Annotated in this window: 19 protein-coding genes; 5 read left to right on the forward strand and 14 right to left on the reverse strand. The window is 36.6% G+C overall.

Annotated features, from left to right (window positions below; genetic code table 11):
• Positions 1-217: 217 nt before the first annotated feature.
• The 9 genes from WJN01_RS07830 to uvrA all read right to left on the reverse strand — a co-directional run bounded on the left by WJN01_RS07830 (position 218) and on the right by uvrA (position 13,571).
• Positions 218-667, reverse strand: coding sequence for a hypothetical protein (locus tag WJN01_RS07830; protein WP_445196594.1), 450 nt, complete (start codon positions 665-667; stop codon positions 218-220).
• A 23-nt stretch (positions 668-690) separates the two neighbouring features.
• Positions 691-831 carry a hypothetical protein gene (locus tag WJN01_RS07835; protein WP_445196595.1) on the reverse strand — a complete coding sequence of 47 codons (141 nt, stop codon included), beginning with the start codon at positions 829-831 and terminating at the stop codon, positions 691-693.
• An 86-nt stretch (positions 832-917) separates the two neighbouring features.
• Positions 918-2,765: an ATP-dependent nuclease gene (locus WJN01_RS07840; protein ID WP_445196596.1), complete on the reverse strand. Its 1,848-nt coding sequence runs from the start codon at positions 2,763-2,765 to the stop codon at positions 918-920.
• Between the two features lie 121 nt (positions 2,766-2,886).
• A complete protein-coding gene (locus tag WJN01_RS07845; RefSeq protein WP_445196597.1) occupies positions 2,887-3,357 on the reverse strand; it encodes a hypothetical protein in 471 nt (156 codons plus the stop codon).
• A gap of 257 nt (positions 3,358-3,614) precedes the next feature.
• Complete coding sequence (locus WJN01_RS07850) at positions 3,615-4,346, reverse strand: hypothetical protein (RefSeq protein ID WP_445196598.1); 732 nt, start codon at positions 4,344-4,346, stop codon at positions 3,615-3,617.
• A gap of 133 nt (positions 4,347-4,479) precedes the next feature.
• Positions 4,480-6,891, reverse strand: a complete 2,412-nt coding sequence (locus WJN01_RS07855; protein WP_445196599.1) for an alpha-ketoacid dehydrogenase subunit alpha/beta — start codon at positions 6,889-6,891, stop codon at positions 4,480-4,482.
• Positions 6,892-7,054: 163 nt separating this feature from the next.
• A complete protein-coding gene (locus WJN01_RS07860; RefSeq protein ID WP_445196600.1) occupies positions 7,055-9,886 on the reverse strand; it encodes a gluzincin family metallopeptidase in 2,832 nt (943 codons plus the stop codon).
• 132 nt (positions 9,887-10,018) lie between these two features.
• Positions 10,019-10,708 (reverse strand): LOG family protein, encoded by a 690-nt coding sequence (locus WJN01_RS07865; protein ID WP_445196601.1) that lies wholly within the window; start codon positions 10,706-10,708, stop codon positions 10,019-10,021.
• Between the two features lie 31 nt (positions 10,709-10,739).
• Positions 10,740-13,571, reverse strand: coding sequence for an excinuclease ABC subunit UvrA (uvrA, locus tag WJN01_RS07870; protein ID WP_445196602.1), 2,832 nt, complete (start codon positions 13,569-13,571; stop codon positions 10,740-10,742).
• A gap of 133 nt (positions 13,572-13,704) precedes the next feature.
• Between uvrA and WJN01_RS07875 the strand changes: the two genes are divergently transcribed.
• Positions 13,705-14,229, forward strand: a complete 525-nt coding sequence (locus tag WJN01_RS07875) for a DUF8685 domain-containing protein (protein WP_445196603.1) — start codon at positions 13,705-13,707, stop codon at positions 14,227-14,229.
• Between the two features lies 1 nt (position 14,230).
• Here the strand turns inward: WJN01_RS07875 and WJN01_RS07880 are convergent, their stop codons facing one another.
• The 3 genes from WJN01_RS07880 to WJN01_RS07890 all read right to left on the reverse strand — a co-directional run bounded on the left by WJN01_RS07880 (position 14,231) and on the right by WJN01_RS07890 (position 17,316).
• The gene (locus tag WJN01_RS07880; protein ID WP_445196604.1) at positions 14,231-14,953 is read right to left on the reverse strand and encodes a hypothetical protein; all 723 of its coding nucleotides are present in this window, start codon (positions 14,951-14,953) and stop codon (positions 14,231-14,233) included.
• A gap of 72 nt (positions 14,954-15,025) precedes the next feature.
• Entirely contained in the window at positions 15,026-16,720 is a 1,695-nt protein-coding gene (gene ggt / locus WJN01_RS07885; RefSeq protein WP_445196697.1) for a gamma-glutamyltransferase, read from the reverse strand.
• The gene (locus tag WJN01_RS07890; RefSeq protein ID WP_445196605.1) at positions 16,720-17,316 is read right to left on the reverse strand and encodes an acyl carrier protein phosphodiesterase; all 597 of its coding nucleotides are present in this window, start codon (positions 17,314-17,316) and stop codon (positions 16,720-16,722) included. Before WJN01_RS07890 ends, ggt begins: the two co-directional genes overlap by 1 nt.
• Before the next feature lie 78 nt (positions 17,317-17,394).
• Between WJN01_RS07890 and glmM the strand changes: the two genes are divergently transcribed.
• The 4 genes from glmM to WJN01_RS07910 all read left to right on the forward strand — a co-directional run bounded on the left by glmM (position 17,395) and on the right by WJN01_RS07910 (position 21,729).
• Positions 17,395-18,783, forward strand: coding sequence for a phosphoglucosamine mutase (gene glmM / locus WJN01_RS07895; protein WP_445196606.1), 1,389 nt, complete (start codon positions 17,395-17,397; stop codon positions 18,781-18,783).
• Between the two features lie 169 nt (positions 18,784-18,952).
• Positions 18,953-20,278 carry a dicarboxylate/amino acid:cation symporter gene (locus tag WJN01_RS07900; protein ID WP_445196607.1) on the forward strand — a complete coding sequence of 442 codons (1,326 nt, stop codon included), beginning with the start codon at positions 18,953-18,955 and terminating at the stop codon, positions 20,276-20,278.
• Positions 20,279-20,286: 8 nt separating this feature from the next.
• The gene (locus tag WJN01_RS07905; RefSeq protein ID WP_445196608.1) at positions 20,287-21,093 is read left to right on the forward strand and encodes a sulfurtransferase; all 807 of its coding nucleotides are present in this window, start codon (positions 20,287-20,289) and stop codon (positions 21,091-21,093) included.
• Between the two features lie 18 nt (positions 21,094-21,111).
• A complete protein-coding gene (locus WJN01_RS07910) occupies positions 21,112-21,729 on the forward strand; it encodes a YiiX/YebB-like N1pC/P60 family cysteine hydrolase (protein WP_445196609.1) in 618 nt (205 codons plus the stop codon).
• Positions 21,730-21,809: 80 nt separating this feature from the next.
• On the opposite strand, the gene WJN01_RS07915 is transcribed toward WJN01_RS07910, so the two are convergent.
• Positions 21,810-23,708, reverse strand: coding sequence for a mucoidy inhibitor MuiA family protein (locus tag WJN01_RS07915; RefSeq protein WP_445196610.1), 1,899 nt, complete (start codon positions 23,706-23,708; stop codon positions 21,810-21,812).
• Positions 23,709-23,828: 120 nt separating this feature from the next.
• Positions 23,829-24,245, reverse strand: coding sequence for a thiol-disulfide oxidoreductase DCC family protein (locus WJN01_RS07920; RefSeq protein ID WP_445196611.1), 417 nt, complete (start codon positions 24,243-24,245; stop codon positions 23,829-23,831).
• Between the last annotated feature and the right edge of the window lie 61 nt (positions 24,246-24,306).

Genomic DNA, 24,306 nt, shown 5'->3' on the forward strand with positions numbered 1-24,306 from the left:
TGTAATTGAAAGGTGCAAAGATAAAGTTTTGCGTCAAGCATTCAAATATTGGGTTATGAATTGTGGGGTAAAATATTTAGAATAAGAATGATTGTTGAAATGGTAATTTTCGCTTAACGTTGCGCGGTTTAACAAAGTTGGGGCAATTTGGGCAAAATATTGTTATGAAAATTAATAGTGGAATATCCGTAGGATTTTCCACAAAGCACAATAGCAGCTATTGCGCTAAACCGCTGTTATGAGCAGCTTTTATTTGCTTCGAATTCCAACTTTCTCCATACATTTCCTCTTCGACAGAATACAACTTCGCTTTTTCAGGAACTTGTTTCAGCATTACTCTTAAGAATGAATCAAAAAGTTTATGTCCATTTTCTGGAATTACTCTAACTAAATCAAACTTATACATAAATTCTTCTGTAAGCGTTACCGTTCTGTCATTGATATTGCATTCAATATTTTCTCTTATCCAATCTGATGCAGAAACAGTTAAATAGTAAATATGAGTTACCTCTTCAATCATACTAACATAAAGTGGAATATTTCTATTTGAAATAATTTCGGTTGGTTTCATATAGTAACCTTTAATTGAAATAATGAAAGATTCTTTTGCGAAATCTTTCACTTTTTCATATTGAACAAACGGACTTAATTTTTGAGGTTTTATCATTTATGTAAGGTTGTTGAAGTTGCTCATAACTTGGTGATATGCGTCGTTTTAATGACTTCTAACAATTGATAAACCATATTGGAAACCTCAAAAAGTCCCGAAGTTAAAACGGCAATAACGGCAGATATGATAATATCTTTTGTTATGGATAGAATATTGCTCATTTTAGTTAAGCTATTTTCAATTTTACTCGAATAAAGTTAATCTTTATTTTTCGACTAATAGGATTGGGAATAAGATGGAAAAGATTTTAATTCCATTTTTTTAATATTTCGTGTCTCAAATCCTCAAACAGAGTTAACTTATTTACCTTAGCCTTAGTTTTATAGGTTTTTATGAATTCGTTTGATAATTTTAATTTTAATGAATCTAACTTTTGTTTGTTTCTTAACCTTTCATCTTGATTTTTTAATTGTATAATACAAGCTTTTTTCTCATCAATCGAGTATTTTTTGTCCATTTCTCTATTGAAAAAATCCAAAACAAATTTTGTTGGCATTAAATCCTCTAATGTGGAGTTGACGGGTATGGATTTTACTAAATCTCTTAAAGTGAAAACATTAGAACTACTATATGATTCTTTGAATTTTTCTAAAATTCTTTTTTTATTGTCTTTACCTTCTTTGTCATCATCAAATAATATAAAGGCAGGAATTGATTCATTTACTAAGATACTTGCAATACCTGGAGCTTTTGAGGCGCCACCCGCTGATTTAATAGAAAAATTTGAAATATTATTCAATCTAAAAATATGGCTAATAACTTGTTTGTCATCTCCTCCTTCAACTAGAAGAATATTTTGAGGAAGCAACTCCCTGAATAGATTCAACCCAAATGCTGACAACAGTACGTCATCGTCTTCTATAGGCGTGCTTTCTCCAATTTGATTTATGGAAGTCTCAGCTTTTTCTTTTTTTACAATCCAATGTCTTTCTGGACAATTTGTGTCTACCATATAATGACTATGAGTTGAAACAAAAACATGATTATTTTTTCCAATTTTAATAATTTCATCTCTCATATATCTTATTCCACTCGGATGTAGGTGAACCTCTGGTTCATCAATTAATATTACATTGTTTCTTAAATTATTGGTTTCATTTGTAACCGAAAGTGATAGAATTAACGAAACAAATTGCTTGAATCCTTCACTCCTTTGTTCCATTCTAAAATAGTTGTGCTTTTTATCCTTATCTTCAATAAATACTTGACAATTATTACCATTTATGGAAATGACAACTTTAATTTTATGCTCTTTCCATATTTTATTTAAATGCTTTGTTATCGCTAGTGACATTTTGTCTTCTAACTCATCACTTTTTTCTTGCTTTTTTAGAGCTCTTTCGATGACTTGTTTTATTTTTTTATTATCATCATATCCGCAAATATTGAATATGTTTTTTAACGGTATTGACAATTCTGGGTTTTCTTTGAAGCTAACTAAATTAATGACTGAATTAATCAAATATTCTTTTTTTGGCTTCCAAACTTGAACCTTAGGTATGTTAATGTTAAAAACAGGAAATAGTTTATCAACTATTATACTTTCAAGTTTTGATTTAGTTAATAGTTTTTGGTTACTCGACAAAAATGAAGAAGCATTTAAATGGGTTATTTTTTCCTTAATATTGTTTTTTATTCTTATAAAATCAATGGTTTCATTTTCAACTAAATACTCATAAAGTGGGATTTCAGCTATTTCAACTAAATATCCTTCGTCGGCTACATCCTCTTTGATGTATATGTTTTTCGAAACATTTTTAAAATGAATTTTATTTGCGAGAGATTCAGGAATTCCACATTTTTCTTTTAAATGTCTAACCCAGTAACTGCTTGTCTTGATTTCAAATGAAATGTATAGTTCAATGTATTCTTCGTTATCAAGAGAATTCTTGAAGCAGATATCTTCGTAATCAATTTCTGAAAAACCGTCATTAATTAAGCTTAAAGATTCAAGTATCGCGGATTTCCCAGTTTCATTCAGACCTACTAAAAAAGTCGTTTTACTTTTGTTTGAATAATTTCCATATTCCATAAATGGAATAACAATATCCTTGATACTTTTATAGTTAATGACTTCAACCTGCTTTATTTTCATTACTCCCCTTGTTAAGTTTCTATTTTGTTCGGCTTTGTTCCTTGTTTTTTGCTAATTTAAAAGAAAACCTTTACAGATAATCTCAGGATGAAAGTAAATTTCTAAGAACTTTTCAACAAAATCACATCTCCTCCAACATCAAATTATAATCATATTGCAAGTCTTCATGCAGTTTGGCAATAATCTTTTTTACCAAAAGGAGTTGGCGGGCGTACATGTTTTGCAGTTGGGTACTGCGTTTTATACTGGGTTTAAAATCGCGCAGTTTTTGGCAAAAGTAGAGGAGCAGCTCTACTTCGGTTTCCTTGTTTTGCGAGTAGCGGATGTACTTTTTTACGTTCCGTAGAATTTTGCGGGCACTTTTCCTTATATAAAAATAGCTGCTGGTGTTTATGAGGTTGAACTCGTCGTCCATATAGCTTTTTACGCTTTCTATATAGCCGCTTTCGTTGTGCGATTCGAACAACAAATAGGTGAGGAGTTCTTTGTTTTCTTGCTTAAATCGGCCCAAACGCAAACAGAGTTCTAGAATTTCTTGCGTTGAAAGGGTTTGCAGTTCTTTTTTGATTTCCGGAAGTGAGGCTGGTTTCATTAAAATAATGGCGTAAGCCCTAAATTTACTGATTTTTATTCAGGGTGGAAAAACTTGGTTTTTATATTTTAAGGTGAGTTGGGTTTAACTATTATCCTCTCTTGGTTAGAGGTAGAACATTGTCACCTTGAGCGCAGTCGAAAGGTTTTGAATTTCAATAAATCTCAATAGGTCTCGACTGCGCTCGACCTGACAAATATGTAGCTTATTTATATGAAGTATATTGTTATAAATCATTCAATCAAACTCACGTGATTTTAATCCAAATCGATGCCCTCTATTTTTTCCATACCTGTGATTAATTTTTTGATGTATTCAAAAGACTTTTCGTGGTTTTCGGTTCTTACCAAATCGTATTTAACATCGGTTTTCCATTTGTCTTCTTCGTCAGAATCCATATAGTTTTTAATGAATTTTTGCAATTCTTCAGGAGAAGCAGTTAATAGGTATTCGGAATCGAACTTTTCGTGTTTAATGTTCAAGTCGTGGGTTTCTATTAAATGCTGCAGTTTTTCAGATGAAAACCATTTTACGGAAACGCTATCGATATCTGTCATATCAAATTTAACCAAAGAGTGTGTTGTAACTTGATGGTAATTAAACAGGTCTATATTGCAATTACAGTTTGAAGTAAGCGGGGTGAAGTCCAAAAACAGTTGACCTTTTATTTTAAAAGGCATAACCGAAAAAATGGCTACTTTATCTTTTTCTTCATTAATAATAAAATAGGCGTCTTTTTCTTTGTTGTATCGTTCAATATCTTCTGGTGCCGGTGGTGTGGAGTCGTGTTTTTGCTTTTCGTCGTTATACTCTTTAACCGAGGCGACAATCCATGTGTTATTGGGGTCTTTAATGTCTTTCCATGTTCCTAGAAATGCTTTTTCAAACGAGATGGTGTCTTCTGTGTAAAATGGAAATAACGATTTTACGATGCATGAGCTGAATAGAAGGCCCAAAAGTAAAACTATGAAGGATTTATACGTTTTCATGGTTTTTGAGTTTAGTTATATCAAATCAAAGCAACGCAAAAACAAATGAAAAAACAATGATATTTATCAAATAAAGTTTTGGGAAAATAAAACCGAATGGAATTATTGAGTCAGGGGTATTTTAAAACTAAAATTACCTCAGTTTTGGGAAATCACTTGGGTTGTACTCGTACATGATGGCATAAATGGCCTCAAAAATATCTTCTGCTGAAGGTTTTGAAAAATAGTCGCCATCATTGCCATAAGCCGGTCTGTGCGGTTTGCCGCTTAAGGTTTTTGGTGCGCTGTCCAAATATTGAAAAGCGTTTTGCTTGTTTAGAACTTCATCCAAAATATAGGCTGAAGCACCACCAGGAACATCTTCATCAATAATAATAACCTTGTTGGTTTTTTCGATACTCTTAACAATATCGTGGTTCAAATCCAAAGGCATCAAGGATTGTACATCTATAATTTCGATATCAATACCAATAGCCAATAATTCTTTTGCGGCTTGCTCTACCAATCGCAATGTAGAACCGTATGACACTACCGTAATGTCCGACCCTTCTTTTATGGTTTCAACAACCCCAATAGGTGTTTTAAGTGCGCCAAGGTTGTTCGGCATTTTTTCCTTTAATCGATAGCCGTTTAAACATTCTACCACAATAGCGGGGTCGTCACCAAGAAGCAAGGTGTTGTAGAAACCGGCAGCTTTGGTCATGTTTCTGGGCACCAACAGATTAACGCCCTTAACCAAGTTTAAAAGACCGCCCATTTGCGACCCAGAATGCCAAATGCCTTCCAGTCTGTGGCCACGCGTTCTAATAATTAAAGGTGCTTTTTGTTTGCCTTTTGTACGGTAATGGGTGGTTGCCAGATCGTCGCTTATGGTTTGTAGGGCGTATAAAATATAATCCAAATACTGAATTTCGGCAATTGGTCTCAGTCCGCGTAATGCCAAGCCAATACCTTGCCCAACAATGGTTGCTTCACGAATGCCTGTATCGGCAACGCGTAATTCCCCATATTTTTCCTGTAAACCTTCCAACCCTTGATTTACGTCGCCAATGTTTCCCGTATCTTCACCAAAAACCAATGCTTCGGGATATCTGCCAAAAATGGCATCAAAGTTATCACGAAGAATGATGCGGCCGTCAACTTGTGGCGCATCGTCATTATAGGTTGGTTTTATTTCCTTTATTCGGGTGTTGGAGCCTTGCGTTTCCGAATATAAATGCGAACTGAATTTTGGTTGCACCTTCTCAAAAATAGCATTAATCCAGCTGCCAAGTTGTTTGCTTTCCGCGGTAGATTCGCCAATGGTATATCTTAATGCCTTTCTGGCGTGCGATAAAATGTCTTTTCGGGTCGGCTCATTAATTGAGGTTAAGCTTTCCCTTATTTTAGCAATGAATACGCCATTTGCACTGGTCGTTTCAATTTGTTTTAGCATGGAAATAAGCTCTTGCTGCTCATTTTTTATGGGCTTTAGGAAAGTACTCCAAGCATTTTTTTTGGCCTCCCGAACATCACGTTTTGCTATCCTATCAATTTCTGTCAAAACCTCATTGGTGGCAATACCGCTTTCAATCATCCATTCCCGCATTTTGGTATTACAATCGTGCTGGTTTTCCCATTCCAAACGCTCTGGTGTTTTATAGCGCTCATGCGAACCTGAGGTTGAGTGTCCTTGTGGTTGGGTGACTTCCGTAACGTGAATTATTACAGGAACATGCTCCTCTCGGGCAATGGCACCCGCCTCTTGAAAGGTTTCTACCAAATTGGCATAATCCCAACCTTTTACACGAAGGATTTCAAAACCTTTGTTTTTGTCATCGCGCTGAAACCCTTTTAATATTTCTGAAATATTTTCTTTTGTGGTTTGGTGTTTGGCATGCACTGAGATGCCGTATTCGTCATCCCAAATGCTTATCACCATGGGTACTTGCAACACACCTGCTGCATTAATGGTTTCAAAAAACAGTCCTTCACTTGTACTGGCATTACCGATGGTTCCCCAAGCCACTTCATTTCCATTTACGGAAAAATTGGTGGCATTGATGCCTTTAACTTCCCTAAAAATTTTAGAGGCCTGTGCTAAGCCCAATAAACGTGGCATCTGCCCAGCAGTAGGTGAAATGTCTGAACTTGAGTTGTACTGTTTGGTGAGGTTTTTCCAACTGCCGTTATCATTCAAACTGTGGGTAACAAAATGCCCACCCATTTGACGACCGGCCGACATGGGTTCCAACTCTAAATTGGTGTTGGCATATAGGCCAGCAAAAAATTGCTCTGGAGTAAGTTCTCCCAGTGCCATCATAAAGGTTTGGTCCCTATAGTAGCCCGACCGCCAATCACCTTTCAAAAAGGCTTTTGCCATGGCTAATTGAGGCACTTCCTTTCCATCACCAAAAATACCGAATTTAGCCTTACCTGTAAGTACTTCGCGACGACCTAACAAACTACATTCTCTGCTGATAACCGCTGTTTTGTAGTCGTTTATGACTTCAGCTTTAAAATCTTCAAATGAGAGGTTATTTTCCAGGTCTGGTAGGGTTTGCATTTACTCAAGTTTAGCTTGGGCAAAAGTAGTTAATTTTTGCTTTCTCTCCAATAATATTGAATGCTAAATGGTTGTTAAATTTGTAAAAAAATATGATTTTGCGACTAAAATTTAAAAAATAATCACTTAAAACGCGTTTTGTGTTAGAATTATTTAAAATACTTTAATACCAGCGTCTTCTAAACAAGCCTAATAAGGATTGTGGGTCTAAAGTGAACTTAAAACGTATTTTTTGGTCGTAATGCGCTTGACCAATTTCCCAACCCAAGTTGGAATAAACAGGAAAGTAAATCTCAAAATAATCGGTTACTAAATTAACCCGAATACCTGAATCGTAAACAAAATGGGCAGTATCCATTCTATTTTTTACCAATCCAATATCTCCATAGGCCAAGATATATTTCCAAAGAGTTGTGCTTGCATTTAATGTGGTTATCCATTGGTTGGCAAAGGGAGTATCCAATTTCGATTTGAAACCACCCTCGGCAGTAATATACTGTTGACTGAATATTCCTGTGGCTTCAGATCTACCCAAATAGTTGTAATCGAATAAGTAATCAGTTGGCCTATCGAGTGCAAAGCTGAAATAATTTGAGCTTGGATCTGTATTATTTTCAAGAAATGCTCCGGCGAACATGCGTAGATTTAATTGCCTGTTGCTTTCGAAAAGACGTCTGTATTCATAATTAAAAGATAGTTTGCTGAATTTTTTTCCGATTTGAAAATCGGCAAACCAGCTACTGAAATTAATTAAGTTGTCATTTGAATCGATATAGCGAATATCAAAAATATTGTAATTAGGCTCAGTAGACGTGAAAACATTATTGACGTCTTTATCCCTTTTTATGTTTACGTGCCTCAATTTTAGCATACTGCGCTTGTTGGACCGAAAGTCGTCGTTTTGCCGAAACATGAGCGTTAATGAGGGCGTAAATTGGGTAACAAATAGGCCTGGTGCATACGAAGAATAACCACCAACAACACCATAATTAATAAAGTATAGATTGCTGTTATCTAAATAATGTGTTTGTGAAACCGCTCCAGAACCAGTTAATGACTGCGATTTAAACGCATAATTGGTGCTAAAGCTATAATTTAAAAGTTTTCTAAGAACCGTTTTGTTATAGGTTTTTACACCTAAAGTTACACCGTCATAAATATTGTTAAACTCTGCCATGGGCATAAAAAAGACTTGATTGTAATTAGGGTCTTCAATGTCTTTAAATAAACGAAATTGAAGCGGTTTGTTGTTAAAAAAGAAACCCTTAAGCGATTTCCAATTGTCCCTAAGATTAATTTCTGGAATGGTGTTGTCGTAGTTTAAAACCAATTTATTGGCATCATTTCTAGGAATGGTTATGGTTTTGTCACCATCAATGTTTTCAACCCATGTTTTCGAAACAATATGGTCGTTATTAAGGCCGTATAAGGAAACAGGCATGCTGTTGTCCCTTTTATTTTTTATGGTGATGGTTATGGAATCCGCCGTTTTTTTAACTTTTTTAATCTTAAAATCTATCTTCTTGCGGGTTTTTAGATAGTCATTAAAAAACCAATCGATATCTTTGAAAGTTTTTGATTTTATATAGTTTTCAAAGGCCTTTGCAGAGGTTGCTTTTAGCTTGTTTTCAGCCAAAAAAAATTCAACACTTTCTTTAACGATATCGTGGTTTACAAAATCATCCAAATACTTCAAACCTATGCCAGCCTTGTATTTATTGGCTATATTGTGGTTAAATTTTAATAACGAGTCCTTTTGCATGCTCAAAGGTTGGTCCCTATTGGTACGAGCCATAAGCATAAAGGCCAGAATGTATTTGTCGTTAAATTTCATGTCTGCCACATGAAAAGATCGTACGCCCCAAAAATCGGCTATGGTGCCCAAAAATTTCATGTCGGGGTAGTGCTCATCAACATAATTCATTAAGTAATAAATTTGTATGCCGTCAAGCAGCCATTGTTCTTTTCTAGGGTTGATCAATAAGGTGTTTTCTAAATAATTGTGCAACGCAATTTTTAAAAGTTTAAGCTCGTATTGAAAATGACTAGGGTATGGTTTAACAAAACTTGGCAGAAAATTTAAGCCATAAATAGGATTTTTATCATTGTCAATCTGGGACAGTAAAATTCTTTCATGCGGATATTTTCCAAAACTTTTAAAAAGGAAGTTGGTCACTTTTTCGGTGATCAATACTTTATCCAGAACCTCAAGGTCTTTGTCAACCATATCTGAAACAATGGAAAAACCTTCTGTTTGAATGGTGTTGAATTTTGAATTTTTACTGAGGAAAAGTTTGGTGTTAATTCTATCTTTTCCTTCCAGGTGAACAATTTGCTTGTTTGGAAGCTGGGTTATGCCAGCGGTGTTCAATTCTGAAGTCAAAACATAACCATTGGGATGTTCAATATCCATGGTGATATCCGATTTCGGAATGAACATATCATCAAGGTCCTTGTTGCTATAATATTGCCATTCGCCATCATAAATGGCAGGGGTGATATACCAATACCTTAAATTATAATCGCCCTCGTTTGTGATGCCATAGCTTGTGAATTTGGAATTGGGTATTTGTACCGAATATTCTAAATCAATGGTATACGAGTCACCTGGTTTCAGGGGTTCGGGTAATTCTACCTTTATAACATCAATTTGATTTTTTACCTGTTGAAAATGCAATGCTTCACCATTTTGTTTTATTGAGGCCACAACGGAAAAGCCACGATCTTCGTTTTTTGCCAAATGAAAATCGTTTTTGTACTCGTCGGCCATTCTTATAGCCAATTGCGTTTTCTTTGTGGCGTAGCTATTGCTCCAATCGTTAAGGTAAATGGTGCTTAGCTCATCGCTTGAGGTATTTTGATATTGAATGGTTTGCGAGATTTTTATTTGCTTATTTTCTACATCAAATACCGCTTTCAGGTCTATTTTATTTTGACCAAAGGTAGAAAAGCAGACACATGAGAAAGCAACAAATTTTATTAGGAAGAATCTCAATTTTTCAATAACATTAATGGTTAGCAATTTGTTTAAGGCGATGCAATATAGTAAAATATGGCGGCAAAAAATGATCCTTAACAAATATTATGCACGCATAGGTAATTTTGGTTTAAAACGAAAAGACAGAACTTAAAAATTTGGGCTTAATCTTGAATCTTTGTAGAATGCGTCCAATATTGCAATCACTTCGTCTTCACTGTCAACCAAGTGTATAAGATCTAAATCTTTGGCACTAACATTTCCAAATGAATTTAAAAGTGTTTTCTTAATCCAATCTATTAGGCCTTCCCAAAAATCTGTTCCCACTAATATTATAGGGAATTTCCCAATTTTATGGGTTTGTATAAGGGTAAGAGCCTCAAAAAATTCATCAAGCGTACCAAAGCCTCCGGGCATAACCACAAAGCCTTGGGAGTACTTTACAAACATAACCTTGCGCACAAAAAAGTAATCGAAATCCAAACTTTTATCTGGATCAATATATGGGTTATCATGTTGCTCAAAAGGTAGCTCTATATTAAGTCCAACCGATGTGCCACCGCCTAAATGTGCGCCTTTGTTGCCCGCTTCCATAATCCCTGGACCACCACCAGTAATTACACCATAGCCGCCTTCCACAATTTTTTTGGCAATGTTTTCGGCAAGTTTATAGTATTTATCCTCCGGTTTTGTTCGTGCCGATCCAAATATGGATACACATGGACCTATCTTGCTCATTTTTTCAAAACCATTGACGAACTCGCCCATGATTTTAAAAATGGCCCAAGAGTCATTGGTTTTTATCTCATTCCAGCCTTTATGGTGGTGTTCTTTTCTCATAAATTTCAGTGTTATAAATTTTACTAACCCGCTAATTTAGTTCTTTTTTCAAGAATTTAGCCGTGTAGCTTTTTTTGTCTTTTATTACTTCTTCGGGTGTGCCTTCTGCCACAATTTTTCCTCCACCTTTTCCACCTTCATAGCCTATGTCAATAATATGGTCTACCGTTTTGATAACATCCAGATTATGCTCAATAATAAGTACGGTATTGCCTTTATTTACCAATTTGTTGAGTACAGCCATAAGGACGCGAATGTCCTCGAAATGAAGGCCTGTGGTTGGTTCGTCGAGAATATAAAACGTGTTTCCCGTATCTCTTTTTGAGAGTTCGGTAGCCAGCTTAATACGTTGGGCTTCACCTCCTGAAAGTGTGGTGCTTTGCTGTCCAAGTGTGATATAACCCAAACCGACATCCTTGATTGTTTTTAGCTTTTTATGGATTTTTGGAATGTGCTCAAAGAAATCAACGGCCTCATTCATGGTCATGTTCAGCACATCGCTAATGGATTTTCCCTTATATCGAATTTCCAAAGTTTCACGATTAAAACGTTTGCCCTGGCACGTTTCGCATTCCACATAAACGTCTGGCAGAAAATTCATTTCTATAACACGCAAACCACCTCCTTGACAGGTTTCGCATCGTCCGCCTTTCACATTAAAACTGAAACGTCCTGGTTTGTAACCACGTATCATAGCTTCGGGAATTTTAGCAAACAAGCTTCTGATCTCACTAAAAACGCCCGTATAAGTTGCAGGGTTACTTCGCGGTGTGCGCCCAATAGGCGATTGGTTAATATCAATCACCTTATCGGTATGCTCTAAACCTGATATGCTTTTGTAGGGCATTGGTTTTTTAACGCCATTAAAATAATGGGCATTCAAAATAGGGTAGAGAGTTTCGTTTATTAACGTAGATTTTCCGCTACCCGACACCCCTGTAACCCCAATCATTTTTCCCAAAGGAAACTTAACCGAAACATTCTTAAGGTTGTTACCTGTACAACCTTTTAATTCCATAAATTTTCCGTTGCCTTCTCTTCGTTTTTTAGGGACTTTTATTTCCTTGGTGCCATTCAGGTAATCGGCCGTAAGGGTATGGTGGGTTTTTAACTCGTCCGGATTGCCAATGCTAATGATATCGCCACCGTGTTTGCCAGCTTTTGGCCCAATATCGATTACATAATCGGCGCGTTCAATCATGTCCTTGTCATGTTCAACAACAATAACCGAATTACCTATATCGCGAAGCGAAGCCAAGGAATTTATCAATTTTTCGTTGTCACGTTGGTGCAAACCAATACTTGGTTCATCCAAAATATAAAGCACACCAACCAATTGCGATCCTATTTGGGTGGCTAACCTTATGCGTTGCGCCTCACCGCCAGAGAGTGATTTCGAGCTTCTGTTCAAGGCCAAATAATCCAACCCGACATCCAATAAAAACTGTAATCTGGACTTGATTTCCTTGACAACTTCTTCAGCAATCTTAAGCTGTTTTTCAGAAAGATGTTTATGTAAATTATTAAACCAATCGGCCAGTTCTGTAATATCCGTATTAGCCAGTTCGGCAATGTTTTTATTGTTAATTTTAAAATAAAGTGACTCTTTTTTTAACCGTGAACCCTCACAAACTGGACAGGTAATTTTATCCATAAAATCTTTTGCCCAGCGTTTTAATGAAGTTGATTCTGCTGTTTTGTACTGATTTTCTATAAAGTTTGCAACACCTTCAAATTCAATTTTGTAATCTCGGGTTACGCCCAATGTTTTACTTTCTACGGAGAATTTTTCATTGCCGCCGTAAAGAATCATTTGTTTGGCTTCCTCAGGAATATCCTTATAAGGGTCAGACAGTTTAAAATTAAATCTTTGGGCAATGGTTTCAAGCTGTTTGAAAATCCAACTGTTTTTTTCTGGGCCATGGGGTGCCAAAGCTCCATTTTTTATTGATAGTGAAGGATTTGGAACAATTTTATGCTCATTGATTTGATGTAGCGTGCCAATACCATTGCAGTTAGGGCAAGCTCCTTTTGGGGAGTTAAATGAAAAATTGTTAGGCTCAGGATTGGGGTATGAAATTCCACTTGACGGACACATTAAACTTCTACTAAAATAACGCGTTTCATTGGTGTCTTGGTCAATAACCAAAAGCACATCTTCACCGTGGTACATGGCCGTGTTGATAGTTTCGGTCAAGCGCTTATCGTTATCAACTTGGTCATTAATTACCAAGCGGTCTATGACTATTTCAATATCATGGGTTTTATAACGATCCAGTTTCATGCCCCGAACAATATCGCGAATCTCACCATCGGTTCTCACCTTTACAAATCCTTGCTTGGCTATTTGCTCAAAAAGTTCGCGATAATGCCCTTTTCTAGAACGCACAATAGGCGATAAAATATTAATGCGTTTGCCCTTAAAATCACTTATGATGAGTTCTTTTATTTGCTCATCGCTGTAGCTCACCATTTTTTCACCCGTGTTGTAGCTGTAGGCATCACTCGCACGAGCAAACAACAAACGCATGAAATCGTAAATTTCGGTTATTGTGCCAACCGTTGAGCGAGGTGATTTGCTTGTTGTTTTTTGTTCAATAGCGATGACGGGTGAAAGGCCATCAATTTTATCAACATCGGGGCGTTCCAAACCACCTAAAAACTGCCGTGCATAGGGCGAGAATGTTTCAATATATCGGCGTTGCCCTTCAGCATAAATTGTATCGAAAGCCAATGAAGATTTTCCGCTTCCAGACAAGCCCGTAATAACCACAAGCTTCTCTCTGGGAATGGATACATCAATGTTTTTAAGATTGTGTACCCGTGCTCCTTTTACTTCAATAAAATCGGTGAATTGGCTCATAAAATCTTAGCAAATTTGCCTGTTTTGTAGGCAAGATTGCAAAGGTACAATTTTAGTTGTTAAATTGTTGTGAAGATTTATTTTGGATTTCTTATCATTGTGGAAGAAACAACCATTTGAACTAAAAATAAAGATGAAATTATTAGGAATAGGTTCGCGGATAGACCACCCAGAATATGGAAAAGGCGTAGTAACCAATGTGACTTCACAACACTATTGGGTAACTTTTATTGAAAACGGATTGGAAACCATTGATTTGGATAGCGAAATTGAAGTTATTGAAGCAGCCGATGGCGATGTGGATACCGTTAGCTTTTTCGAAGTAGAAAGCAGCCTTGTAAAGATATTAAAAAAATGGAGCGATGTGAGCGAAATTGTGCCTATAGCCGATAAATATAAAGGAGGGAAAATAATTCTTGAACCTGCCGATACAAGCTTGAAACCCTACGAATTGCCCATCGATACGTTTTTTCATAAAATTACTATGGTAAGAGACAGACTTCGTGTTATGGAGCAACGCATAAATTCCAGCGATTTGGATGAACAAGGCAAAATAGATTTACAGCAATATATAACAAGAATTTATGGCAGTTTAACCAGTTTTAATGTACTGTTCAAATCTAAGAGCCATAATTTTGTTGGACAAAAAGGGAAGTAGTTTATTTTGTGCCCTTTATGTCTTCAATTTGAAAACCAAAAAACATGAAGCTATGAAATGTGGGCAGTTTGGCACCGCTTTCGGTAGTCGTCCAATGGCTCCAACTGGCTTCTAGGCCACCAATGGGCAGAATATTTACCCACATTTGAAATTTGGTTGGCATACCGTTTTCATCCAAATACCATAAGTAAGAATCTCCAGGTTCAGATCCGCCAGTTGTATATGTAACCAGCAAGGCTTCTTTGCCATTTACAGTTTTCACCAATCTACGTTCTGTGCCAGGATCAAATACTTTATAGGGTGCCACAAGCCAAAAAGAATCGTTTTCATAGTACTTTTTGGCCTTTTTAATCAAGTCTTTTGCAATTTCACCTTCATTTTTGAAACTATGGATGTAGACCTTACTTTTAGAATAGTCGTTTAAATTAAGCACCACTTTGTTTTCCTTCCAGTAAACGTCACAGGTACTTTTTTCTCTGTCCCATTCGTAGTGCCTTCGTTCTTTAAACGTCCATTCGATTCGGTTAGTGTTTTGGAAGGCTTGATAATCAAGAGCATCCAACATTTTATGGGCTAGGGCATCGGCCTGCTCTCCTTGAATTCCCGTTGGTAAATCTTCATCATATTTTATATAAAGGAAACCGAAAAACAACAAACTGGGAAGCGTCAAAAAGATGATGACACCAGCAATTATCTTTAGTGTTTTTTTTGGTTTCTTGCCCATTACGGTCAAATATGTGCTTTATAAATTGATGCCTAAATTATTAAATAAGACTCTTTTAAGGAAAGAAAAGCACTAAAAACCGATGGCAGTATCATCCCCTCGATAATCGGCACCACCTTCATACGACTTATCCTTTAAAACGAGTATTCCATCGACCTTGCCAATTACGGGTGTGACTTTTTCATTTATGGAATAGCCTAATTTTTCTAAGTTTTCAATAAGAGTTTTGTCAAATTGATTAGGCTCCATTCTTATTTCATCGGGTAACCATTGATGATGAAACCTTGGCGCATTCACAGCTTCTTGCATGGTCATATTATACTCATGAACGTTCAAGATAGTCTGTAAAACAGACGTGATAATGGTTGAGCCACCTGGCGTGCCAACGGACATATACAATTCCCCATTTTTTTCAACAATTGTTGGTGTCATGGAGCTTAACATTCGTTTTTCCGGAGCTATGCTATTGGCTTCAGCACCAATGAGTCCGAACATGTTTGGCGTACCAGGTTTACTGCTAAAATCATCCATTTCATTGTTTAAAAAGAAGCCCAATTCAGAACAATACAGTTTAGAACCATAAGCTCCATTTAATGTTGTAGTGGCGGAAATAGTATTACCAAATTGATCTATAATAGAGTAATGGGTGGTTTCGTCGCTTTCTATAATTTGAATGTTGCCATGGTTTACATCAGTTGATTTGGTTGCTTTTTCAAAGGAAAAATCGTGCATTCTTCGGTTTAGATAGGTAACGTCTACCAGTGTGTCCATTGGAATGGATACAAAATCGGGGTCACCCAAATAAAAGCTTCTATCTGCATACGCACGTCTTTCAGCTTCGGTAATCACCTGTATGCTTTTTAATGAATTATGCCCAAATTCATCCAAAGGAAAGGGCTCAATCATTTTCATGATTTGGGTTAAACAAACCCCGCCACTTGAAGGAGGTGGCATAGAAATTATTTTTAAACCATCATAAGTAAATGTAAGTGGTGTACGCCATTTGGGTTCGTAATTTGCGAGATCATCTTCGGTAATGATACCTCCATTGTCTTGAATGAATTTTGTCAGAATCCTTGCTGTCTCACCTTTGTAAAAACCATCTTTTCCATCTTTTAAAACGCGCTCTAAAGTTTTAGCCAAAGCCGGATATTTAATAGTGTCATTGATCTTCCAGTGTTTATCAAACAAAATGGAATCTTTATTCGCCTTTGGAAAAAGCGGTTGGTATTTTTTAATTCTTTTTTCTTGCTTTTCGGTAACCACAATTCCTTTTCTTGCCAGCTCAATAACAGGAGTTAAAATATCTTCAATGGGAAGCGACCCCATCTTTTCATGAACTTCTAACACGCCAGCGATAGTGCCTGGAACACCAACTGCCATGGCGCCAATGGTGCTTTTTTCAGGGATTACCACGCCATTTTCATCTAAAAACATGTTTTTTGTTGCTGCCATAGGTGCTTTTTCCCTGTAATCAATAGCTCCAGTTTCTCCATCCGCTTTTCTATACACCATAAAACCACCGCCGCCAAGATTACCGGCATAAGGATATGCTACGGCCAAAGCCAATTCCGTGGCTGCCATGGCATCAAAAGCATTTCCGCCTTTCTTTAAAATATCGATGCCGACTTGGGAGGCTTCAACACGCGCAGAAACCACCATGGCAGTTTTAGCTAAAACACCTCTTTTGCCATCAACTGTTTTGATGTTTTTTTTGCAAGAGGCAAAGGCGATGAATAGAATGAAAATATAAATAGTATGTCGCATCATTTAATCAGTTTTAGTTCTTCAAGTTTTTGATTGGAGGAAATGATTAATTCATCAAAAAAAGTAGAAAATTCGTTTTCAAATTCGGAATAAAACGCTTCAAGTTCCACAACGGCTTCGTTCATACTGGAGCGGTTTTTGGTGCGTCTGTTCATACCATCCAAAACCCTTGAAATGCCTTTAATGGAGGCATAGCTCACTAGCCAATTGTCGGTCATCATGTAGGGCATCATTTTTTGTACCCTCAATGGAAGGATGTCGTAGTGCTCTTCAAGAGAATCATAAAAATCATCAACATATTCATTCAATGGAACAGGAGAATATAGCCTCCAATTCTTGGCCAAAAAATGGTCGTAAAGAATATCCACAATAATCCCAGAATAATGTCCATACTTTTCGTGAAGCCTTTTGGTACTTAATCTTACAGTGTCATGTGCATCGGTAAACGTATCGATATGACGATGGAGCAAAATGCCCGTTTGCAGGTCTTTAGGGTATTTTTTGTATTTGCTTCCTTTTATGCCATCAGCAATGAAATTTCCAATAGTTACTAAATCATTGTCTCCAGAAAGATATATATGGGCGAGATAATTCATAGGTGAAATTTACAAATTCCGTTTTAAGAAAACCCATTTTGAAATACTATATTTGCTTTTTAATATTTAAAATTAATTATGACACTGATTAAATCAATTTCTGGAATTAGGGGAACTATTGGTGGACAAGTGGGTGAAAACCTAACCCCAATAGATGCCGTAAAATTTGCCTCGGCCTACGGTATATGGCTAAAACAACAGCGTGAAAAAGAGCACTATAAAGTTGTTGTGGGACGCGATGCTCGTATTTCCGGAAAAATGATTCAAAACTTGGTCATGAACACGCTTGTTGGCATGGGCATACATGTGGTTGATGTTGGGCTATCAACAACACCGACCGTTGAAGTAGCCGTGCCTTTAGAGCATGCAGATGGTGGCATTATCTTAACGGCCAGCCATAACCCAAAACAATGGAACGCCCTAAAACTTTTAAATGATAAAGGAGAGTTTTTGGATGCCGTTGAAGGTGGAAAGATTTTAGATATTGCTGAAAGTGACAATATAAGTTTTGCCGATGTGGACAGCCTTGGGAAAATAACTAAAAATAGTGCTTATATTGATTTGCACATTATTGAAGTGTTGGATCTGGATTTGGTTACCGTCAATGCCATTGAAGAAGCTCGTTTCAGGGTAGTTGTTGATGGCGTAAATTCTACGGGAGGTATTGCCATTCCTTTGCTTTTGGAGCGTTTGGGTGTTGATGTCATAAAAATACATTGTGAACCTAACGGACATTTTCCGCACAATCCAGAGCCTTTAAAGGAGCATCTAACCGATTTATCCGAAGCTGTTAAAAAGTATAAAGCGGACTTTGGCATTGTGGTAGATCCTGATGTGGACCGTTTGGCGTTTATGGACGAAAATGGAGAAATGTTTGGTGAAGAATACACTTTAGTGGCCTGTGCCGATTATGTGTTGAGTAGAACACCTGGAAACACGGTAAGCAATATGAGTTCTACAAGAGCTTTAAAAGATGTTACCGAAAAGCACGGTGGCACTTATGAAGCCAGTGCGGTAGGTGAGGTGAACGTCGTAAAATTGATGAAAAAGAATAAAGTGGTTATCGGTGGCGAGGGCAACGGTGGCATCATTTATCCAGCCGCACATTATGGTCGCGATGCACTTGTTGGTGTGGCTTTGTTTTTAAGTCTTTTGGCCGATAAAAACATCAGCGTAAGCCAACTGAGAAAAACGTACCCAAGTTATTTTATGGGGAAAAAGAAGATTGAACTTACTCCAGGATTGGATGTTGATGGAATTTTAAAAACCATCCAAAATCGCTATAAAAATGAAAAACTAACCACCATTGATGGCGTTAAAATAGACTTTGCCGAAAGTTGGGTACACTTACGAAAAAGTAATACGGAACCCATTATTAGAATCTATACCGAAGCCAAATCTCAAGAAGAAGCCGATGCCTTGGCTGATCGATTTATTGCGGAATTGGGGGAGATTGCCAATAAATAGAAAAAGAATCGATAATTATTATTCATCCCAATTTTAGTACTTTAGAATTGGGGTGAATTTGTTTAAGGTGTTTCTAAACCAAAAGGAAATACTTATCTTGTCTCAAATTATTAAGAACAGAAATTACTAATCAATTCCTCTCATTTGGAGAGGTAAGGAGAGGCTCAATATGAAAAAACTAGCATTACATTGGAAGATTATTATAGGAATGGTTCTCGGAATCATTTTTGGCTTTATTATGAATGGTGTTGATGGCGGTAAAGATTTGGTAACCGATTGGGTATCGCCATTCGGAACCATATTCATCAATTTATTAAAGCTCATCGCAGTGCCTTTAATTTTGGCTTCATTGATTAAAGGCATTTCAGATTTAAAGGATATTTCTAAAATTAAATCGATGGGACTGCGGACCATTAGCATTTATATTACTACCACATTGGTAGCCATAATTATCGGTCTGGGCATTGTAAATACAGCAAAACCTGGGGATGGTATGCCCCAAGATACCATTGAAAAGATTAAACTGAAATATGCAAACGATACTGGGGTGACTGATAAAATCACAGAGGCGACTGCCCAAAAAGATGCGGGTCCGTTAAGGGCTTTGGTGGATATTTTTCCTAGCAATATTTTTCAATCTTTTGCCGAAGCTTCCATGCTACAGGTTATATTCTTCGCTTTGTTTGTTGGTATTTGTTTGCTTTTGATAGGAGAAAAGAAAGCTAAACCACTGATTGATTTTTTCGATTCCTTGAATGAAGTCGTTATGAAAATGGTCGATTTAATCATGCTTTTTGCGCCTTATGCCGTTTTTGCCCTTTTGGCAAACGTCATCATCGCTTTTGATGATGCCGAAATTCTAGTGAAATTGATTTACTATTCATTATGCGTAGTTGGCGGACTCATCATCATGATTGGTTTTTACATGCTTTTAATCAAGGTTTTTACAAAAAAATCGCCATTCTGGTTTTTAAAGCAAATCAGTCCCGCGCAATTGTTGGCATTTTCAACCAGTAGTAGTGCTGCCACTTTGCCGGTAACTATGGAACGTGTAGAAGAACATATTGGCGTAGACAAGGAAGTTTCTGGTTTTGTGCTTCCCGTTGGTGCTACTGTAAATATGGACGGAACCAGTTTGTATCAAGGTATTGCGGCCGTGTTTATTATGCAGGTTATTTGGCCAGAAGGTTTAACATTTACCAACCAATTGGTCATTGTTTTAACCGCATTACTGGCTTCCATTGGAAGTGCGGCTGTGCCCAGTGCAGGTATGGTTATGTTGGTTATTGTGTTGGAATCCATTGGTTTTCCAGCAGAATTATTGCCCATTGGCTTGGCGCTCATTTTTGCGGTAGACAGACCTTTAGATATGTGCAGAACCGTTGTAAACGTAACTGGCGATGCTACGGTTTCCACAATGGTTGCAAAGTCGTTAGGCAAATTGCACGACCCAAAACCAAAAGATTGGGATGACCATTATGAGGAAGTGAAATAACTAAGACTATGGAATTAAAATCTCCTGTTGTTTCAGTTCAATGGTTGAACGAAAATTTAAATGGTGAAAACTTAGTCGTTTTAGATGGAACCATAGGAAAAGCATTTGATGCTTCGCAAAAGCAAATATTGAATGCCCGTTTTTTCGATATCAAAGCAAAATTTAGCGACACTTCGGATCCATTCCCTAGCGCATTTCCTTCTACAGAACAATTTCAAAAAGAAGCGCAAACCCTTGGAATCAATAATAATAGTGTTATCGTGGTTTATGACGATAAAGGCATTTACTCCAGCGCAAGGGTTTGGTGGATGTTCAGAGCCTTTGGTTTTGAAAATATAGCTGTTTTAAATGGTGGATTTCCTGCGTGGTTGAAGGCGAACTATCCAACGCAAAACATGAAATCTTATAATGGTGAAAAAGGAAACTTTACCGCAAATCTTCAGCCTAATTTTATGATGTTTTTTGATGACGTAAAACAGGCTTCAGTAAACAACACGCATACCATTATTGATGCCCGTTCGGTAAACCGATTTAAATGCATTGAACCCGAACCAAGAGCAGGATTACGTATGGGAACCATTCCAAATTCGGTTAATTTACCCTATACCGACTTGTTGGAAAATGGTGCGTTTAAATCTAAAGAGGCATTAGAAAAAGCCTTTTCAAAACTTATAAAGGAAAAACCCGTTGTTTTTTCGTGTGGTTCTGGTATTACAGCTTGCGTTTTAGGCTTAGGTGCACATATGGCCGGTTACAAAAATATTTCGGTCTATGATGGCTCTTGGACAGAGTGGGGCAGTTTGGTAAAAGAATAGATTAACGCATTATAGTTTATGAAGTATTTGATACTGTCCATACTGATTTTTATTGGCTTAACGGGCTATTCACAGAATATAACATTAAAAAATGGCGACTTAATTTTTCAGTCGATTGATTGTGGCCCGCTCTGCGATGCAATAAATCAAGTTACCGAAGGTTACAAAGGTCATGATTTCAATCATATGGGTATGGTGGTTATTAAGGAGAATACCGTATTTGTTTTAGAGGCCAGTGGAAAAGAAGTAAAACTAACGCCCTATAAAAACTTTGAAGGAAAAACCAATCTACCCATGTATGTTGGTAGATTGAAAAAACGCTTTAATAAATTAATACCAGTGGCCATTTCTTTTGGGTTGAAACAATTGGGCAAACCTTATGATGATGCCTATTTGTATGACAATGGCAAGTATTATTGCTCTGAGTTAATCTACGATTGTTTTTTGGAAGCTAAAGGAACTCCAGTTTTTAAGTTATACCCAATGACCTATAAAGTACCTGGTTCTAATGATTATTTTGAGGTTTGGGAAGACTATTTCAATAATTTAAATATAGAAGTTCCTGAAGGCAAATTAGGTTGCAATCCCGGAGGAATTTCAAGGTCTGGGAAAATCAAGATTTTAGGTAAAATATAAAGGTTTATGAAAGCTTTTAAAAACCGACATTGCTTGAATACGTTCGCAATGACGGTTTTATTACTCCATAAAAAGATTACCTACAAATTTATTGACTGGTATTTTGGATACTTAAGTGCATACGAGAACTTATATGTCTTTGTTTCACTCGGTTTTATGTTTATGGTCCATTTAAGTAGGCCTTTTTTGGAATCGTAGTCGCAATCGTTGTACTCAATATCATCAACTTTTATGTCTTTGTTTTGGCTGATGGGAATTCTATCCATAATGATTAAATCTATTGCTGTTTTTTTATTGTTCTTAAGTTCAATTTCATAAGCTTTACTTATTATTTTATTGCTACCAATAGTATTCACTTTTTTAAAGTTATTGGTAGCCTTACGTTTTATATTAATGTTCGGGTCAACGCCAAGTGAAACTGTTAAGCTATCCGTTGTGGCATAAGGGTTTACACTTGTTTTTCCAGAATAGCTGCCTTCAAAATAAATGTTGGCTTCACCTGGCAATAGATTATACTGCTGCCATTCACCGATTTTGGCTGTTAAAAATACATTTTCATTCACAATAGGCGCAGCAAAATATGAATATGTGGCAGGTACTTCAAAATGGTCGATTTCAATGACCGAAATATCACCATCTGAAGGAATGGTTTGTTGTTTTTGTATTTCAAAATTGGTATTGCTTATGCCTTCAACAATGATTTCGCCAGTGGCCGTTTGGTTTTCCTTTGGCTTGCTGTAATTGTTGGTGTAATCATTCATTTTGATAGAAGAAACACTTCCGGTTACATCACTTCTTTCACTTTTACCATATCCAACAACTGCAACTTCTTCAAGCATCTGCATATCTTCCTCCAAATTCAAATTTATAACACTAGAGTGTATAGGTAAACTTTCACTTTTAAATCCCACATACGAAAACACCAATTCCTTACCACCACTGGCTTGTATGGAATAGGCACCATCAAAATCGGTTACTGTGCCATTGCTAGTGCCTTTAACGATAACATTTGCCCCAGGCAAAGGAACACCTGAGCCATCGGTAACAATGCCACTTACCGTTTGTATAAAAGGATTGTATTTGTAATTGTATTTTTTTGTAGCATTTTCACTTTGATAATAACCACTTATAAAGTTTAAATATTTTGGGTTAAGCTCTGGTTTTAAGTTATTAGTGTATGGGTCGTTAGTAGAAAGCGTGAGTTTGACATCCTCCCAATTGGTGCCCGTGTTTTGGTAAACATGGGCTTTATATGCCAAATTCAAGGGTTTGTTTATGTCTTGGGCCTTAAGGTCGTAAATGGGAAACCAGCCTGCGTTCGTAACATTATATTTTATGGTTAAATTGAGTTGAACTGCATTAGTGGTGTTAAGTTTAAGCTTTATTTCGCCAGTTTGTACTTTGTCATCAGCATTGAGTTCTCTCAATTGACTTTTAAGTGCGTTAATCTCGGCATCCAGTTCGCGTTTCTTTTTAACTGATTTATGGATGGCGTTTTTTATTTCGGTTACCCGTTTTCTGTAATAAGCTGTAAATTCTTTTAGTTTTTCAAGATTGACAACTTGATTGTTGTTTCCCAGTTGTCGGTTTTCGGTAATGATGTTCAGCTCTTCTTCATAGCCAGAAATCAAATCATCTTCAAGTTGAATGAGGTCGTTAAGCGCTTTGATTTTATCTTGAAACGCTTCAATATCCTCAGATTTGTCCTGTTTAGTGATATAGTTTATGCCGTAATTGATGGAAATAATGGAAGCATTCTTCAAGCCTGAAACCTGAATGCTGTTTTCTTGAATATATGGAGAAAGCTTATCAAAGGTGAATTGGGTTGTGCCAATGGGCAAGGTTATATTGGCAGTTCTAGTAATTTCGGCACCATTTACAAATACCGTTACGGCTTTAACTGTTGAGGTTATTGGCTTGTCGTTGTTTGAGAAGGAAAGGGAACAGCTTAATAAAAAAAGAAAAATGGAATATTTCATGACTTTGGATATTTTAGTTTACAGTAAAACTATTTAAACCCTGAATGAATGAAAATGAACAATGAGTAAACACACCTAAAATGAAGGTTAATGAGGTGTTTGGTTTAGAGAGGTGTGGGTTTAATCTAAAAACTTGCTTTTTAGTTCGGGTGTGGGAATCATACAAGCATCTTTTTTTCCATACCATTTATAGCGGTTTTTGGCTATAAAATCGTAAACCCAATTGCGAATAAAAGTAGGAACAATAAAAAATACACCTATAAGATTTCGCGGAAAACCTAACTTTGAGCCTATTTTTAGAGCTGCAGTAGATTTGTAATCAATGCCTTTTTGCGGATTGTAAAGCAGAATGGAATCTATTTTTGAAGTATCGATATTAAATTCGTCAATAATCTCTTTTCCAGTTTCGCTTTGCAATGCCGTGAACATAAATTGATTCATTTTGTCATGTTTTATAACATACTGCACACTACTGTTACAAAGGTTGCAAACACCATCAAAAAGGATAAGTTGTTTATTTTGGGGGATATTTATCATAGCCGTTTGTAATTGCAAGAAAGCAGGACGAAGCAATCTGTTTCATCTAAAAAGATTGCCA

It is taken from the genome of Tamlana sedimenti, assembly GCF_038148895.1.
Taxonomy (GTDB): Bacteria; Bacteroidota; Bacteroidia; order Flavobacteriales; family Flavobacteriaceae; genus Tamlana.

What these genes read in the sequence shown, in the direction of transcription:
- WJN01_RS07830 (WP_445196594.1), bottom strand. Translation starts at nt 667, where the DNA reads ATGATAAAACCTCAAAAATTAAGTCCGTTTGTTCAATATGAAAAAGTG.
- WJN01_RS07835 (WP_445196595.1), bottom strand. Translation starts at nt 831, where the DNA reads ATGAGCAATATTCTATCCATAACAAAAGATATTATCATATCTGCCGTT.
- WJN01_RS07840 (WP_445196596.1), bottom strand. Translation starts at nt 2,765, where the DNA reads ATGAAAATAAAGCAGGTTGAAGTCATTAACTATAAAAGTATCAAGGAT.
- WJN01_RS07845 (WP_445196597.1), bottom strand. Translation starts at nt 3,357, where the DNA reads ATGAAACCAGCCTCACTTCCGGAAATCAAAAAAGAACTGCAAACCCTT.
- WJN01_RS07850 (WP_445196598.1), bottom strand. Translation starts at nt 4,346, where the DNA reads ATGAAAACGTATAAATCCTTCATAGTTTTACTTTTGGGCCTTCTATTC.
- WJN01_RS07855 (WP_445196599.1), bottom strand. Translation starts at nt 6,891, where the DNA reads ATGCAAACCCTACCAGACCTGGAAAATAACCTCTCATTTGAAGATTTT.
- WJN01_RS07865 (WP_445196601.1), bottom strand. Translation starts at nt 10,708, where the DNA reads ATGAGAAAAGAACACCACCATAAAGGCTGGAATGAGATAAAAACCAAT.
- uvrA (WP_445196602.1), bottom strand. Translation starts at nt 13,571, where the DNA reads ATGAGCCAATTCACCGATTTTATTGAAGTAAAAGGAGCACGGGTACAC.
- WJN01_RS07875 (WP_445196603.1), top strand. Translation starts at nt 13,705, where the DNA reads ATGAAATTATTAGGAATAGGTTCGCGGATAGACCACCCAGAATATGGA.
- WJN01_RS07880 (WP_445196604.1), bottom strand. Translation starts at nt 14,953, where the DNA reads ATGGGCAAGAAACCAAAAAAAACACTAAAGATAATTGCTGGTGTCATC.
- ggt (WP_445196697.1), bottom strand. Translation starts at nt 16,720, where the DNA reads ATGCGACATACTATTTATATTTTCATTCTATTCATCGCCTTTGCCTCT.
- WJN01_RS07890 (WP_445196605.1), bottom strand. Translation starts at nt 17,316, where the DNA reads ATGAATTATCTCGCCCATATATATCTTTCTGGAGACAATGATTTAGTA.
- glmM (WP_445196606.1), top strand. Translation starts at nt 17,395, where the DNA reads ATGACACTGATTAAATCAATTTCTGGAATTAGGGGAACTATTGGTGGA.
- WJN01_RS07900 (WP_445196607.1), top strand. Translation starts at nt 18,953, where the DNA reads ATGAAAAAACTAGCATTACATTGGAAGATTATTATAGGAATGGTTCTC.
- WJN01_RS07905 (WP_445196608.1), top strand. Translation starts at nt 20,287, where the DNA reads ATGGAATTAAAATCTCCTGTTGTTTCAGTTCAATGGTTGAACGAAAAT.
- WJN01_RS07910 (WP_445196609.1), top strand. Translation starts at nt 21,112, where the DNA reads ATGAAGTATTTGATACTGTCCATACTGATTTTTATTGGCTTAACGGGC.
- WJN01_RS07915 (WP_445196610.1), bottom strand. Translation starts at nt 23,708, where the DNA reads ATGAAATATTCCATTTTTCTTTTTTTATTAAGCTGTTCCCTTTCCTTC.
- WJN01_RS07920 (WP_445196611.1), bottom strand. Translation starts at nt 24,245, where the DNA reads ATGATAAATATCCCCCAAAATAAACAACTTATCCTTTTTGATGGTGTT.